Origin of the sequence: Mesorhizobium delmotii (assembly GCF_900149755.1) — a bacterium.
Classification (GTDB): domain Bacteria; phylum Pseudomonadota; class Alphaproteobacteria; order Rhizobiales; family Rhizobiaceae; genus Mesorhizobium; species Mesorhizobium delmotii.
Genome location: NZ_FUIG01000057.1, coordinates 21,057 through 36,373, shown reverse-complemented (window position 1 = coordinate 36,373; position 15,317 = coordinate 21,057). Strand labels below are relative to the sequence as shown.

At 61.4% G+C, this 15,317-nt stretch carries 11 protein-coding genes; 7 read left to right on the top strand and 4 right to left on the bottom strand.

Features of this window, described 5'->3' with window-relative positions:
- Nucleotides 1-28: 28 nt before the first annotated feature.
- Nucleotides 29-2,974, bottom strand: a complete 2,946-nt coding sequence (locus tag BQ8482_RS30810; RefSeq protein ID WP_123151034.1) for an Rne/Rng family ribonuclease — start codon at nt 2,972-2,974, stop codon at nt 29-31.
- A 673-nt stretch (nt 2,975-3,647) separates the two neighbouring features.
- On the opposite strand from BQ8482_RS30810, the gene BQ8482_RS30805 reads away from it, so the two are divergent.
- The 6 genes from BQ8482_RS30805 (at nt 3,648) to BQ8482_RS30780 (ending at nt 11,093) form a co-directional block, all read left to right on the top strand.
- Nucleotides 3,648-4,955, top strand: a complete 1,308-nt coding sequence (locus BQ8482_RS30805) for an N-acetylmuramoyl-L-alanine amidase (RefSeq protein ID WP_123151033.1) — start codon at nt 3,648-3,650, stop codon at nt 4,953-4,955.
- A 209-nt stretch (nt 4,956-5,164) separates the two neighbouring features.
- Entirely contained in the window at nt 5,165-7,621 is a 2,457-nt protein-coding gene (locus BQ8482_RS30800; protein WP_123151032.1) for a penicillin-binding protein 1A, read from the top strand.
- Between the two features lie 141 nt (nt 7,622-7,762).
- Nucleotides 7,763-8,894 (top strand): peptide chain release factor 2 gene (prfB, locus tag BQ8482_RS30795; protein ID WP_123151031.1). Its coding sequence is split into 2 segments (ribosomal slippage): nt 7,763-7,828 and nt 7,830-8,894, totalling 1,131 coding nucleotides; the frame shifts between segments, so codons are not numbered across the junction.
- Between the two features lie 316 nt (nt 8,895-9,210).
- Nucleotides 9,211-9,585 (top strand): hypothetical protein, encoded by a 375-nt coding sequence (locus BQ8482_RS30790; RefSeq protein WP_123151030.1) that lies wholly within the window; start codon nt 9,211-9,213, stop codon nt 9,583-9,585.
- Nucleotides 9,586-9,795: 210 nt separating this feature from the next.
- Nucleotides 9,796-10,164, top strand: a complete 369-nt coding sequence (locus BQ8482_RS30785) for a GFA family protein (RefSeq protein WP_123151029.1) — start codon at nt 9,796-9,798, stop codon at nt 10,162-10,164.
- A gap of 278 nt (nt 10,165-10,442) precedes the next feature.
- Entirely contained in the window at nt 10,443-11,093 is a 651-nt protein-coding gene (locus BQ8482_RS30780) for a YiaD family glycine zipper/OmpA-like lipoprotein (protein WP_123151028.1), read from the top strand.
- A gap of 108 nt (nt 11,094-11,201) precedes the next feature.
- Here BQ8482_RS30780 and BQ8482_RS30775 read toward each other — a convergent pair whose 3' ends face one another.
- A complete protein-coding gene (locus BQ8482_RS30775; RefSeq protein ID WP_123151027.1) occupies nt 11,202-11,474 on the bottom strand; it encodes a DUF2798 domain-containing protein in 273 nt (90 codons plus the stop codon).
- A gap of 33 nt (nt 11,475-11,507) precedes the next feature.
- Nucleotides 11,508-12,389: an NmrA/HSCARG family protein gene (locus BQ8482_RS30770; protein ID WP_123151026.1), complete on the bottom strand. Its 882-nt coding sequence runs from the start codon at nt 12,387-12,389 to the stop codon at nt 11,508-11,510.
- Nucleotides 12,390-12,517: 128 nt separating this feature from the next.
- Here BQ8482_RS30770 and BQ8482_RS30765 point away from each other — a divergent pair, with 128 nt between their 5' ends.
- On the top strand, nt 12,518-13,411 hold the full coding sequence (locus BQ8482_RS30765; protein WP_123151025.1) for a LysR family transcriptional regulator: 894 nt from the start codon (nt 12,518-12,520) through the stop codon (nt 13,409-13,411).
- A gap of 195 nt (nt 13,412-13,606) precedes the next feature.
- Here the strand turns inward: BQ8482_RS30765 and BQ8482_RS30760 are convergent, their stop codons facing one another.
- A complete protein-coding gene (locus BQ8482_RS30760) occupies nt 13,607-15,217 on the bottom strand; it encodes a DEAD/DEAH box helicase (protein WP_165848788.1) in 1,611 nt (536 codons plus the stop codon).
- Nucleotides 15,218-15,317 lie beyond the last annotated feature (100 nt).

Below are 15,317 nucleotides of genomic sequence, written 5' to 3'. Positions count from 1 at the left end.
AAAAGATCAGGCTAAACTACCGAAAAAATTAGAAAAAGCCTTTCCGCTGCCACCAGCCGGCACGCTTCGGCTTTTCCTCGGTCTTTTCCTCTTCGGCAACAGTCGAAGACACGATCGGCTCAACCGGAGCATCTACCGGTACAGGCTTGCGTCGCGATGGGCGGACCTTCGGTTTTTCGTCGACGGTGGCCACGACTGTTTCCTCCGGAACAGGTGCGGGAGCCTCGGCAGAGGTTTCCGGCTCGGCTACCGCCGTCTCGGCGACGACGTCCGCCGCAGCCTTCTTCGGCTTGGCGGCGCGGCGCGGCTTCTTCGGCTTTTCGGCGCTCGGCATGTCGTCATTGGCCGGAGCAAGGTCCACAGGCTCTTCGACCGGCGTTGTTGCTACCGGCTCGCTGGAGACGGCTACGCCCTCCAAGACTTCGCCTTCGGGGCTGTCAGCAAATTCTGCAGTGCCTGCATCGACCTCGCCTTCGTCCTCGCGGCGATTGCGCTTGCCGCCGCGCTTGCCGCGCCGGCGTTTCTTGCCCTGACCTTCATCCACCACTTGACCGTCATCCGACGCTTCCACCGCCTCAGTGACGCCGACCTGGTCCTCGTGGTCTGCTTCGACGCCTTCATCGCTTAACGCCTCGGATACGCCTTCGGCAGTGGCGGGGAGGGACGCGCCTTCCATTGGGGCGCCATGCTCGCGGTCGCGATCCTTGCCGCCGCGCCGTCTGCGGCGCTTGCGGCGCTTGCGGTCGCGGCCTTCGCCATCCTCGCTTGGCCTTGGCTGCTGCGGCTGCTGGGCTTGGCGCGGTTGCTCCGCCGGTGCAACGGCCTCGTCTTCCTCCTCGTCGATGACGATTTCGTCGGCGGGCTCTTCCGGCTCGACATAGGCGGGCAAGGTGCGCACCTCGACGAAGCCTTCAGGCTTTTCAGCCAGCGCGCCGCGGAAGATCGCATAGTGCTGGGCGCCGACCGTGTCGTCGGCTTCGACGGTGATGGTCAGGCCGAAGCGGCTTTCGAGCTCCACCAGCGTGCCGCGCTTGTGGTTGAGCACATAGAGCGCGGTCGCCGCCGGCGTCCGCACCGTGATGTGGCTGCGCGAATCCTTGAGCAGAAATTCCTCGATCGCCCGCACCACCATCAGCGCGACAGACGAATCGGACCGCACATGGCCGGTGCCGCCGCAATGCGGGCACGGCTTCATCGTCGATTCCAGCACGCTGGCTCGGATGCGCTGGCGCGACATCTCCATCAGGCCGAAATGCGAGATGCGGCCGACCTGGATGCGGGCGCGATCGTTCTTGAGGTGATCCTTCAGCCGCTTTTCGACGGAGCGGTTGTTGCGGTTCTCCTCCATGTCGATGAAGTCGATGACGATCAGGCCGGCAAGATCGCGCAGCCTCAGCTGCCGTGCGACTTCCTCGGCCGCTTCCAGATTGGTGTGAAGCGCCGTGTCCTCGATCGAGTGCTCCTTGGTGGAGCGGCCCGAATTGACGTCGATGGCGACCAGCGCTTCGGTCTGGTTGATGATGATGTAGCCGCCGCTCTTTAGGGTCACCTGCGGCTGCAGCATGCGGTCGAGTTGCGCCTCGATGCCATTGCGTACGAATATCGGCGTCGTGTCGCGGAACGGCTGCACGACCTTGGCGTGGCTCGGCATCAGCATGCGCATGAAGTCCTTGGCCTCGCGATAGCCCTCTTCGCCGGAAACCAGGATCTCGTCGATATCCTTGTTGTAGAGATCGCGTACCGAGCGCTTGATCAGGCTGCCTTCCTCGTAGACCAGGGCAGGGGCCGTGGACTGCAGCGTCAGATTGCGGACGTTTTCCCAAAGCCGCATCAGATATTCGTAGTCGCGCTTGATCTCGGCCTTGGTGCGGCTTTCGCCGGCTGTGCGCAGGATGACGCCCATGCCCTGCGGCACTTCGAGATCGGCGACGACCTCCTTCAGCCGCTTGCGGTCCTGCGCGTTGGTGATCTTGCGCGAGATGCCGCCGCCACGCGCCGTGTTCGGCATCAGCACCGAATAGCGGCCGGCAAGCGACAGGTAGGTGGTGAGCGCCGCGCCCTTGTTGCCGCGCTCTTCCTTCACGACCTGCACCAGGAGGATCTGCCGGCGCTTGATCACTTCCTGGATCTTGTATTGGCGGCGCACCGGCTTGCGGCGGTTGCGCGCTTCTTCAAGCGCATCCTCGGCGCCGACCGATTCGACCTCATGGTCGTCCGGATGCGAGGACTGCACCTCTTCCAGCATGCCGCGATCATTGTCGGTGGACGTGGCTTCGCCGGCCGAGTCCGGCTGCGCCACGACTTCGGAAATCACATCCGCTTCGATGCTGGCGGCGATGGAATTGGGTCCGCCTTCGGAAGGCCCAGTCTCATCATGGCTCGTCTCATTATGACTCGCGTCAACATGACCGGCGGCATCCTCGCCATGTTCCGAAGTATCCGACGGCGTGTCGACATTTTCGGAAACGGCATCGACGTTCTCCGCGACCGCATCCTTGCCGTGTTCGCCGCCCTCATTGGAACCGCTGTCGTTGGACTCGACAGAATCGTCCGAATCGGCCGCACCTGCATCACGCTTGTGCTCGCCTCGGTCGCGGCTCTTGCCGCCGCGCCGGCGTCCCCGCCGCCCGCGATCGCGGCTCTGGCGGTCGTCGCCTTCGCCGTCCTCATCGTCCTCGTCTTCAGCCTCCTGCGCTTCCGCGCGCAGCAGCGCCTGACGGTCGGCGACCGGAATCTGGTAGTAGTCGGGATGAATTTCACTGAAGGCGAGGAAACCGTGACGATTGCCGCCATATTCGACAAAGGCTGCCTGAAGCGAGGGTTCGACGCGCGTTACGCGGGCGAGGTAGATGTTTCCTTTGAGCTGCTTTTTGTCCTGGGATTCAAAGTCGAATTCTTCAATACGGTTACCGCGAACGACGACAACACGTGTTTCCTCCGGGTGGGAGGCGTCTATCAGCATCTTGTTGGGCATTATTTCGTTTCCCCCCGGCAGCCGTCAGCCGCAGCTTGCGGGGCAAAGCCCGCCGCTGTGAGTGTGGATGAACATGGGTGCCGGGCAATTGAATGTCCGCCGGCCGCTGCCTGAGCGCTATGGCGGTGCCGCCCGCAGCCATAATGGCGCGGTTTACTGCGGACCTTTCCATGATTGCGCTTGAAGCCATCGTAACCAGCAGAACCTTTTTGAACCAAAGCCCGGGAAAACCGGACCAGCTTGTTTGCTCATACAGAGCCGGCGCGGGACAATCCCGGCCGTTTTCCTCACGCAGGCGCTTCCCCCGCCACGGGCTCGCACCTGCGAAATTCATCGCGATCACTTGATACCTTCTTCGCCTGAAGCGAAAGGAGCCGTCGTTCATCTGACCTGTAGCAGGAAGCTGCGGAGAAGGACGGTTCCAGGATTGCAGTGATCCACCATCGCTTTTATGATTTGGCGGGTTGGAAGGCAACCCCGATTTCCGATGCCGGCAAAAAGCAGTTCCGCAACGGAAGCACGGCTTTGAGCGTTGCATGAAAAGGCTTGGTTAACCTTCTCTGGATACCAATCGTTAATCGAGTTCGCGGCCTAACCTGCACTTCGACAAAACGACGACACTCCGACAAACAAGATTGGGCGCCTGGCGCCAAACCGGAGCGACTGGAAAGAGATGGCACTGGCAGTCTTCACGCACAAGAGTGGTCGCGCCGGAGCCATTTTTTTCTACGCTGCCTACTTCCGCGCTGCCTACTTCCGCGCTGCCCACTTCCGCGATGCTTGTCTGCTGTCGCTGGTTGTCGCTTGCCTGGCCTTTTCGCCGGTTTCCTTTGCCGCCGACGCGCCGCTCGCCGTGACGAGCTACAAAATGGCGGGTGACGCCACCAAGATGCGCATCGTCATGAATTTCGACCGCGAGCCGGACGTCAAATGGTTCCTGCTGCGCGGCCCCCACCGTCTGGTCGTCGACCTGCCAATCACGAAATTCGCCATCAATGCCAAGGATGTGAAGGCGCGCGGCCTGGTCAGGAGCGTGCGCTACGGCGATCTCGGCGAGGGGGTGTCGCGGCTGATTCTCACCGGCAAGGGCCCGTTCGCCGTCGACAGGCTCGACGTGCTCAAGAACGAGGACGGCAGCGGCTACCGCATCGCAATCGACATGTCTGCGGCGTCCGTGCGGGAGTTCGACGCCGCTCTTGCCAATCAGGCGCTGACCACCGGCTCGACGGTCTCTTCCGACAAGGGCGGCAGGGTCGGCACCGGCCCGGTCTCCAATCCAGGCCATCGCTTCACCGTCGTCATCGATCCAGGCCATGGCGGCATCGACGGCGGCGCCGAGGGCCTGAACGGCACGGTCGAAAAGAACGTCACGCTCGCTTTCGCCACCGAATTGCGGGAAAGACTTGCCGCAGTCGGCAAATACGACGTGTTCATGACGCGCGAGACGGACCAATTCCTGCGGCTGGACGACCGCGTGCGAATTGCCCGCCAGCACGAGGCCGATCTGCTCATTTCGATCCACGCCGACACGATCAGGGTCAAGGGCCTTCGCGGCGCAACCGTCTACACCGTCTCCGACAAGGCTTCCGATCCCGAAGCGCAGGCGCTCGCCGACCGTGAAAACCTTTCCGATCAATTCGCCGGCATGGAAATCAAGGACGACGACAAGGAAGTGACCGACATCCTGATCGACCTGATCCGCCGCGAGACGCACGGTTTCTCGATGCGTTTTGCCCAAACTTTGGTCGGCCAGCTTTCCACCAGCGTCGGCCTCATCAACAATCCGCAGCGTTCGGCCAGCTTCAAGGTGTTGAAGGCACCGGATGTCCCCTCCGTGCTGGTCGAACTCGGCTATCTGTCGAACGCCAAGGACGAGGCGCAACTGCTCAGCGCCGATTGGCGCGGCAAGGCGGCCCAGAGCATAACCAATGCCATCGCCCTGTTCGCCTCAGCCCGGGCCGGAGGCGGAACCGGAGGCTGAGATGCCAGCCGCGCTACAACCAGAGGCAGCGTTGCACGACGACAACACCCTGCACTTATTTCCGCCATTCGAAGCCGAAATTCCGTGCTGCCGCATTTTGCCCACATGGTGGCGACATGGATTTTCGATTACCGGTCGGGATCGTCTCGAAAGCTTGCGCGAAAGGCGGCTTCGTTTAGGGGATTCCCGAACCAAGGACTGGAGCGGGCATGATTCGTCTCATTGGTTATTTCTTCGGCATCGGCACGGCGCTGGCCCTTTTGGTCGCGGCGGGCGTGGCGATCTATATCAGCCATTTGTCGAAGGATCTGCCCGACTACGAGGTCCTGGCCAAGTATGAACCGCCGGTGACGACCCGCATCCATGCGTCTGACGGTGCGCTGATGGCCGAATATGCGCGCGAGCGGCGCCTGTATTTGCCGATCCAGGCGGTGCCGGACCGTGTCAAGGCGGCCTTCCTGTCCGCCGAGGACAAGAATTTCTACAATCATCCCGGCATCGATATGACCGGCCTTGGCCGCGCTGTGATGGTCAATCTGCAGAATTTCGGCTCGGGCAAGCGCCAGGTCGGCGCCTCGACGATCACCCAGCAGGTGGCGAAAAACTTCCTGTTGTCCTCGGACCAGACCTACGAGCGCAAGATCAAGGAGATGATCCTCGCCTTCCGCATCGAGCAGGCCTATTCGAAGGACCGCATTCTCGAGCTTTACCTCAACGAAATTTTCTTCGGGCTTGGCGCCTATGGCGTCGCCGGCGCGGCACTCACTTATTTCGACAAGGCGGTGAATGAACTCACCGTGGCGGAGGCGGCCTATCTGGCGGCTTTGCCGAAGGGCCCCTCCAACTATCACCCCTTCAAATATGCCGACCGCGCCATCGAGCGCCGCAACTGGGTCATCGACCAGATGGTCGGCAACGGCTACGTCACGCAAGAGGAAGGCGCGAAGGCCAAGGCCGAGGCGCTCGGCGTCAAGCCACGCCGCTCCGGCACCTATCTGTTCGCCGGCGAATACTTCACCGAGGAAGTGCGTCGCCAGATCAGCGCGCGCTACGGCGAGAATGCGCTCTACGAGGGCGGCCTGTCCGTCCGTACGACGCTCGATCCCAAGATGCAGCTGATCGCCCGCAAAGCCATGCAGAACGGCCTGATGAAGTTCGATACGCTGCGCGGCTATCGCGGGCCGGTGAAGACCATCAGCGTATCCGGCGACTGGGGCGTGCCTTTGAGCGAAGTCAAGGGACTGGACGACGTGCCCGAATGGTCGCTCGCCGTCGTGCTCGACAGCTCGGAGAGCGGCCTGTCGATCGGCCTTCGGCCGACCCGGCAGATCTCGGGCGAACTCGTCAAGGATCGCATCGAAGGCACCGTCAGCCGCGAGGACATGAGCTTCGCCATGCGTCATGTGGTCGGCGGCAAGACCGTCAAGGCCAAATCGCTGGCGGACGTGCTGAAGCCGGGCGATGTCATCTTCGTGCAGAAGAAAGAGGGTACGGACGGGGCCTATATCCTGCGCCAGGCCCCCGAAGTGGAAGGTGGCATGATCGCCATGGATCCGCATACCGGCCGTGTTCTGGCCATGGTCGGCGGGTTCTCCTACTCGCAATCCGAATTCAACCGTGCCACGCAAGCCATGCGGCAGCCGGGTTCGTCGTTCAAGCCGATCGTCTATTCGGCCGCCCTCGACAATGGCTATACGCCGGCTTCGGTGATCATGGACGGCCCGATCACCATCAAGAGCGGCAACACGACCTGGACGCCGAAGAACTACGATGGAAGGACAGCTGGCCCGGCGACCTTGCGGTCCGGCATCGAGAGGTCGCGCAATCTGATGACTGTGCGCCTGGCCAACGACATGGGCATGAAGCTGGTCGCGGAATATGCCGAGCGCTTCGGCGTCTATGACCGTCTGGCGCCGTATCTGCCGATGGCGCTGGGTTCGGGCGAGACCACCGTGATGCGCATGGTGTCGGCTTATTCGATCATGGCCAACGGCGGCAAGTCGATCAAGCCGACGCTGATCGACCGCATCCAGGATCGCTACGGCAAGACGGTGTACAGGCAGGACGAACGCGGCTGCGAAAATTGCAACGCCGCCGAATGGCAGAACCAGCCTGAGCCAGAACTGGTCGACAATTCCGAGCAGGTGCTCGATCCGATGACCGCCTATCAGATCACCTCGATGATGGAGGGCGTCGTCGAGCGCGGTACCGGCGCCACCGTCGCCGAACTCGGCCGCCACATCGCCGGCAAGACCGGAACGACAAACGACGAGAAGGATACCTGGTTCATCGGCTACACGCCCAATCTCGTTGTCGGCCTTTATATGGGCTATGATCAGCCGAAAGGTCTTGGTAAGGGCGCGACCGGCGGCGGTCTCGCAGCGCCGATCTTCAAGGACTTCATGCGCGTGGCGCTGGACGGCACGCCCAATGTCGATTTCCAGGTTCCCGAAGGCATGAAGCTGATCGCCATCAACCGCAAGACCGGCATGGCTGCCAACCCAGACGACGCTGGCGCCTTTATCGAAGCCTTCAAGCCGGGCACCGGCCCCGCCGACAGCTATTGGGTGATCGGCATGGGTGCGGACGGCTCCAACGCCTCCGGCGGCGCGCTGTCGCCACAGGCCAACCAAGCCATCCAGTCCGGCGGCGGCGGGCTGTATTGACATAGGACATGGTGTTCTGGGCCGGCTTTCGAGCCGGCCCATTTCGCTTTACAGGCGGCGGTGCCGTCCCTATGTATCGCGCCAACCCAGCTCTGTTTAAGCAACAGGGCACCATTTCAGCACAGGACAGAACGACCAGCCATGCGCGCGGAAACGCAGAACATTGTCGACGAAATCAGGCAGGCGATAACCCTGCTGAGGAGGCATCTTTGACTGGGATCAAGCCATAAAGCGGCTTGAATACCTGAATGTGCGTGCCGAGGATTCGAGTCTCTGGAACGAACCGCTGGAGGCGCAGAAGCTGATGCGTGAGCGCCAGGGCCTCGAGGAAGGCATCGCCGCGGTCAAAGGCCTCACCCAAGCGCTGGAAGACAATATCGGCCTGATCGAGCTTGGCGAGGAAGAGGGCGACGAGAGCGTCATCGCCGAGGCGGAAGCGGCGATCCGCTCGATGCGCGGCGAAGCAAAGGCTCGCCAGATCGAGACGCTACTTTCGGGCGAGGCGGACGCCAACGACAGTTATCTCGAAGTCCATGCCGGCGCCGGCGGCACCGAAAGCCAGGACTGGGCCTCGATGCTTCTGCGCATGTACACGCGTTGGGCCGAGCGGCGGCGCTTCAAGGTCGAGGTGCTGGAAGTGCATGACGGCGAAGAGGCCGGCATCAAGTCCGCTACGCTGCTGATCAAGGGCCACAATGCCTATGGTTGGCTGAAGACGGAATCCGGCGTTCACCGTCTCGTGCGTATTTCGCCCTACGACAGCAATGCGCGCCGCCACACGTCGTTTGCCAGCGTCTGGGTCTATCCCGTGATCGACGATACGATCGAGATCGACGTTTCCGAATCGGATGTCCGCATCGACACCTATCGTTCGTCCGGATCGGGCGGACAGCACGTCAACACCACCGATTCGGCGGTCCGCATCACCCATCTCGCCACCGGCATCGCGGTCGCCTGCCAGGCCGAGCGCTCCCAGCACAAGAACAAGGCGAAGGCCTGGGAGATGCTGCGCTCGCGGCTCTACGAGGAAGAGCTGAAGAAGCGCGAGGCGGTGGCGAACGCCACCGAAGCATCGAAGAGCGATATCGGCTGGGGCCACCAGATCCGCTCCTACGTTCTGCAGCCCTATCAGCTGGTGAAGGATCTGCGCACTGGCGTCGAGAGCACAAGCCCGTCGAGCGTGCTGGACGGCGACCTCGACGATTTCATGGAGGCGTCGCTGTCGCAGCGCATCGAGGGCGGCGCCGGCGAAGTGGTGGCCGATATCGACTGACGGGTTCCGATTTGGGGGTGGCCGAATGTCGAAGTTGACTTACAAAAGCATATTCTAATATTTTGTCATCTGCGCGCGGTCAACGCCGGAACCGAATCCAGTTTCCGGGGTTGGTGCGCTGGATGTTGGTTGTTGGGCTGAAGCATCAGCAATTTCTTGCGCCAACCAAGGAATCAGCCCAGCATCCAGGGCTTGGGAGAAAAAGCATTTATGGCCGGACGCGGCATATCTGCGACCTGACGATCCGGCTACTGGGAAGACACGTTCTGGGCGGGCAAGCGAAACGCTTGATAACTCGTTTGATAGGACTTCGCCCATGCCTGCTTCAATGACCCGATCGGCTTCAGCCGTACAAACGGCGGGCCGACCCCTGCTTTTCTTGTTCACGACCGGAGCGATCGCAGTGCTGATGGCACCTGCGTTTGCGCACGATGCCAAGCCGACTGCGGCGAGGCCGCAAGGGTGGAGTTACCCATTCTCCTGTTGTTCCGGCTATGATTGCCGCGCGGTTTCGCAGACGTCGATCAGCGAGCGTCCGGAGGGCTATGTCATCAAGGGGACAGGCGAGGTCGTGTCCTACAGCGATGGACGGATCAAGAATTCGCCCGATGGCGAATATCACTGGTGCTCGGTCGCCGGCGCCAATGATGGAAAGACCATCTGCCTGTTCGTGCCACCGTCGTCGTTTTAATGTATGTCGCCCAAAAGCTTGCCCCAAGGGCCTGACCCAGAGCCTGACCCGATGGTGCGCAGCGGTTTTGGGATAACGACATGCATCAAAAAGATTGAAGCGCGCCACGCGTCCGACGCAGGCAAGCGAGTCTGCTGATAGACGGTTGTCAGGAGTGTCTCTTTATGTTGCCTTGCCGCGCGGGCGGCAGGCAATCGTGAGGAGGCGTTCATGACCATAAAGGCAAGCTGCCACTGCAGGGCGACGACGTTCGAAGTTTCGCAAGCGCCGCTAACCGTGACGCAATGCACCTGCTCCTTCTGCTCGAAACGCGGCTCGTTGTGGGCCTATTACACCCCGTCGCAATTCAAGCTCACCAGCCCACTCAAGAATGTCTCCTTCTACCGGTGGGGGTCGAAAACGATCAAACACGGTTTCTGCGCCACCTGCGGCTGCGGCACCTTCACCGAAACGCCGGACTGGTCGACCGGCAAGCCGGATTTCGACAATCCGAAAATCAGCGTTAATTCGCGCCTGTTCGACGATTTCGACCTCGATCAGGTCGAGGTCGTTGTCATCGACGGCAAGAATCTCTGGTAGCCGATAATCTCTGGTAGCCGATCAGAATTGCGCAATACCGCGGCCGTGCAATTGACCGGGAAAAGCCATAGCCAGCCGCTTTTCCCGTTCCATTTTTCGCCGCATTTCATGTTACAAGCATTAGAGCGACGTGCGTCCACTTGGACGCACAAAGTACGCTCTAAGACTTTGAATCTATGCATCGTGCTTCCGAAAATCGATGATTTTCGGGCCGATGCAACGGAAGGGCTGATGCGGCGCGCCACCGGTGGGACCGCGGACTGGAGAGGGACTACCCAATGAGAAAGACTGTGCTCGTCGTCGTGGCGACGGCTGTGCTCGTGAGTGCCTGCACTACAACCGATCCGTATACCGGAGAGCAGAAGGTTTCCAACACTGCGGCCGGCGCCGGCATCGGCGCGCTGGCGGGTGCGGGGCTCGGCCTGCTTGCCGGCGGCAACGATCGCCGTAATGCGCTGATCGGCGCTGGCGTCGGCGCGCTCGCCGGCGGCGCCATCGGCGCCACGATGGACCAGAACGAGGCCGAACTGCGCCGGCAGCTTCAGGGCTCTGGCGTCAGCGTCACCCGCACCGGCGACCAGATCATCCTCAACATGCCGTCCGACATCACTTTCAACGTCGACCAGGACGCGGTGAAGCCCGGCTTCTATCAAGTGCTGAATTCGGTCGCACTTGTGCTGAACAAGTTCCGGCAGACCACGGTCGACGTGTTCGGCCACACCGACTCGACCGGTGGCGACGAACACAATTTCGACCTGTCGCAGCGCCGCGCGCTGGCGGTCGCCAACTATCTGTCCGGGCAGGGCGTCGATTCCCGCCGCTTCGCCGTCACCGGCTTCGGCAAGACGCGTCCGATCGCCTCCAACGCGTCGGCCGCCGGCCGTGCCCAGAACCGCCGCGTCGAGATCCAGCTTTCACCGCTCACCTGAGCAAGACAAACAAGAAGACGGCATTGAACATGAGAACGGCCCCGCAAGGGGCCGTTATTGTTTGCTTTTGCTGGAGCGACGAGCGCCCATCGCTTCGGTTTCATAGTGTCAGGGGCGGGCCGGCTGATCGACAATTGCCGCAACGATCCGGCGCACGATCGGAAGGACAATCAGCAGGCTCGGAAACGCAACAAGCCATGATACGCCCCATGCGTATGACCAAGTCGCTACGAAACCGTTCGTCCAGCCCGTGCCGATCGCCGTCGAAACCGCCGAGATAATACAGGTCATGAGGATTGAAAGAACGAACGGCATTACCACTGCACTGTAGGAAGGCGGCAGTTTTCTCAGCTTCAATGTCTTTTGCGGTGATGCATGCATGGACTCTCCTAGTCGGAAAATGCGTGAGCGCGATCAGGCGATCTGTGCCGATTGCAGGGCTAGCTCCCGAATAAAGCTTCGCAACGAACGCGGCTCGCGGCCCAAAGCGCAGCGCAATGTCAGACTGTTTCCGCCGAGGCCGTACTTGGCGTAGTGGTCATGTACTTTAGCCAGCAGCTGCAATTGGCGGTCATCGTAGGGAAGGCGGGCATTCGCTGCCCACTCGCCGAAGGTCGGCTCGCCAGCAGAGATCGAGCGGCCAAGTTCCTCACTCATCATTGAAGCGATCTCTTCCCGGCTATGCATACCAGCGCACAGCTCGAGGGTGGCATAGGACAACCGCGCTTCGGTCAATGCGATCGCTGCCACTTCGGCGACATCGCGGTAATCGACGCGCGCCAGCTTTGCTGTCTTTGGAAACGGTTCCGAGAAAACGCCATCCCTAACGACGGACGGCCAGGCTGCTGCGATATTCTGCATGAAATTGGCGGGATGCAGAATGGTGTATTCCATATTCGTCGAGTAGAGAGCATCCTCGACCGGCACCTTGCTCGCATGGTTTTTGAGCCTCGTATTGGTCGGCTGGATCACTGACGAAAAGACGAATTTTCGAACGCCTGCTCGTGCTGCAGTCTCAACCATCCCAACACCCATGGCCGCTTCATCGGGGGCAAAGGCCGGTCCGATGTGAAAGACGCCGTCGACGTCCTCGACGGCATTTTCGAGACTCTGAGGGTCGCGCAAATTGCCGGTCACGACCTCGGATGCTCCGAGCCTCCGGGCCTTTTCGGCGCTCGCGGGGTCGCGAATGAATGCTCGAACGGTGGCATTGCGGCGGACAAGTTCAGGCACAACCAGTCCGGCAAATCGGCCTGTTGCGCCCACGACCAGGACGGTTGGATTGGGTGCTCGCATGACAATTCCCTTCCACGAAGCTTGCCCTTTCGGGATTTTCTTCGAGGGAAATAAAAACTCGCGAACAGCGTTACAATTGTTTGGCTTTGCGATAGTTTCTCTCGATTTTCGAGAGAAAAGGAGATGCCATGAGCCGGATAGATGATTTTGAAGCGTTCATGGCAGTCGTCGAGCATGGAAGTTTGACGGCCGCCGCACGTCGGCTGAACCGCTCACTGCAATCGATCAGCCGGTCTTTGGCGACGCTGGAGGAATCCGTCGGGGTCGAGCTTGTGCAGAGAACGACGCGCCGTTCGACACCGAGCGAAGCCGGAGTGGCGTTTTTCCACCGCATCAAACCCGCCGTCGACGAAATAAACGACGCAAGACTTCAAGCCGCCAACCAACGATCGGAGCCATCAGGTATCCTGCGCGTGAGCGCGCCAGTTCTGTTCGGCCCGGATTTCGTTGTACCTGTCATCGCCGACTACATGCAGATGTATCCGCGGGTCGAGGTTGACCTCCAGCTTTCCGATGGATTTGTTGATCTTGGTGCCGAGGGCCTCGATCTGGCAATACGGATCGGCAATTTGCCGGATTCCAGCTTGCGGGCCAGACGCTTGGGCGCGTTGCGGCGCGTCGTGTTCGGCTCGCCTTCCTACTTTGAAGGCCGTGGCCGACCAACCCATCCTTTTGAACTGAGCAAGCACAGCTGCATTGTTCGAACCTCCGACCAGCGTCCAGGTGAATGGATGTTTCAGATTGAGGGGAAACCTCGGGCGGTGAAAGTGGCTGGCAGTTTTCGATCCAATTTGATGGCACCGATCTACGCAGCCGCAGCTCACGGATTGGGTTTGGGCTACTCGCCCCTCTGGCAGATAAGGCATTCGGTGGACGATGGCCGCCTAGAGGTGGTTTTAAGCGAATTCGAGCCGGTGCCGGTGCCGATGCACGCCGTGTGGCCGGAAGGCAGATCATCGTCAGCCAAAGTTCGCGCGTTTCTGGATATGTTGCCGTCCCGTCCGGAATTCAAAAACCTGTAACCACCGGATCAGACGAGACGAAAGAGCGCGGTCGACCGCCTCATGGTCATCGGCTTCTAACGCGGCAGCGGCCGACCGAAAAACGGGACGTCAAGATCCAGCTTTCGCGCTAACACCTGAGCAAAGCAAATATCGGACATGAAAACGGCCCCGCAAGGGGCCGTTTTCGTTGGCATTTGAGAATTTCTGCTGTGATCAGACCTTGGCGACGATGCGCATGAAGGCGGGCATGTCGTCGCCGAAGCCGACGGTCGCGTCATTGTCTTCCTGGCGATGGCGGGCATGGCGATTGCCGTCGCGCTGCGGCCTGGTGTCGCCACGTTCCGGCGCACGCTGTTCGTTGCGATTGCGATCGGGCGAAGCCTTACGTTCGGGCGAAGCTTGGCGCTCGCTATTTTCCGAGCGGATCGCTTCCTTGCGCGCGCGCCGCTCCCCGGCATCGGCGACCGCGGTCTCGGCAGCCACTGGCTGTTCCTCGCGCGCCGCATCCGGTGCTGCAGCTTCGCTTTGCCTGGCGTGGCGTTCGCGTGGCTTGCGTTCGCCCCTGTCCTTGCGGTCATCGTCCTTGCGGCCGGCGCGGCGCGGGGCGCCGCGGCCACGGCGGGGAGCATCGTCCTCTCCGCCCTCGCTGGCGACGACCGTCGACAGATCCCCGTCATGCCACTCGATCTTGTTGCCGATCAGCCGTTCGATCGCGTCGATGTATTTGGTGTCGGACTTGGTGGCGATGGTGAAGGATTTGCCCGAGCGTCCGGCGCGGCCGGTGCGGCCGATGCGGTGGACATAGTCCTCGGCATGGATCGGCACGTCGTAGTTGAAGACGTGGCTGACATCGGGGATGTCGAGGCCGCGCGCCGCAACGTCCGACGCAACGAGGTAGCGCAGTTTGCCGTCACGGAAATTGGCCAGCATCTGCATGCGCGCGCGCTGGTCCATGTCGCCATGCAGCGCGCCGGCGTCGAAATCATATTTCAGCAGCGAGCGGAAAAGCTCCGAGACCTCGATCTTGCGGTTGCAGAAGATGATGGCGTTCTTCAACTCCGCATCCTCGGCCCTAATCAGATTGCGCAGCGTTTCGCGCTTGTCCCAGGGTTTCGAGCCGGATTTCACCAGCCGCTGGACGATGTTGGTGGCGGCGGACGCGGCCTTCGAAACCTCGACGCGCACCGGCGCGTGCAGGAATTTCTCAGTGAGTTTGGTGATCTCAGGCGGCATCGTCGCCGAGAAGAACAGCGTCTGCCTGGTGAACGGGATCATCTCGCAGATACGCTCGATGTCGGGGATGAAGCCCATGTCTAGCATGCGATCGGCCTCATCGATGACGAGGATTTCGACGCCGTTGAGCAGAAGCTTTCCGCGCTCGCGGTGGTCGAGCAGGCGGCCGGGCGTCGCGATCAGCACGTCGGCGCCGCGCTCCAGCTTCTTGTCCTGCTCGTCGAACGACACGCCGCCGATCAGCAGCGCGATGTTGAGCTTGTGGTTCTTGCCGTATCTGATGAAATTCTCTTCGACCTGCGCGGCAAGCTCGCGCGTCGGCTCGAGGATCAGCGTGCGCGGCATGCGAGCGCGGGCCCGGCCTTTTTCGAGGCGGGTTAGCATCGGCAGCACGAACGAGGCCGTCTTGCCGGTGCCGGTCTGGGCGATGCCCAAAATATCCTTGCCGAGCAAGGCGTGCGGAATGGCGCCGGCCTGGATCGGCGTCGGTTCGATGTAACCGGCATCGGTGACTGCGGAAAGGACCTTCGGCGACAGGCCGAGGTCTGTGAAGGTCAACGCTTCTTGAGCGATCTGGGCGTCTGAGGACAAGTTTGGCTGTCTTTGGCTGGTTCGGGGGCGCAACATAAGCAGTCGCGGCAAGCGCCGCGCGCCTGCAAGATTGGTATTGCAGGTAGGCGCAAGCCCACGA

Coding starts and splice junctions, on each gene's coding strand:
- BQ8482_RS30790 (WP_123151030.1), top strand. CDS start 9,211: ATGCCTGCTTCAATGACCCGATCGGCTTCAGCCGTACAAACGGCGGGC.
- BQ8482_RS30785 (WP_123151029.1), top strand. CDS start 9,796: ATGACCATAAAGGCAAGCTGCCACTGCAGGGCGACGACGTTCGAAGTT.
- BQ8482_RS30770 (WP_123151026.1), bottom strand. CDS start 12,389: ATGCGAGCACCCAATCCAACCGTCCTGGTCGTGGGCGCAACAGGCCGA.
- BQ8482_RS30775 (WP_123151027.1), bottom strand. CDS start 11,474: ATGCATGCATCACCGCAAAAGACATTGAAGCTGAGAAAACTGCCGCCT.
- BQ8482_RS30810 (WP_123151034.1), bottom strand. CDS start 2,974: ATGCCCAACAAGATGCTGATAGACGCCTCCCACCCGGAGGAAACACGT.
- BQ8482_RS30765 (WP_123151025.1), top strand. CDS start 12,518: ATGAGCCGGATAGATGATTTTGAAGCGTTCATGGCAGTCGTCGAGCAT.
- BQ8482_RS30780 (WP_123151028.1), top strand. CDS start 10,443: ATGAGAAAGACTGTGCTCGTCGTCGTGGCGACGGCTGTGCTCGTGAGT.
- BQ8482_RS30805 (WP_123151033.1), top strand. CDS start 3,648: ATGGCACTGGCAGTCTTCACGCACAAGAGTGGTCGCGCCGGAGCCATT.
- BQ8482_RS30800 (WP_123151032.1), top strand. CDS start 5,165: ATGATTCGTCTCATTGGTTATTTCTTCGGCATCGGCACGGCGCTGGCC.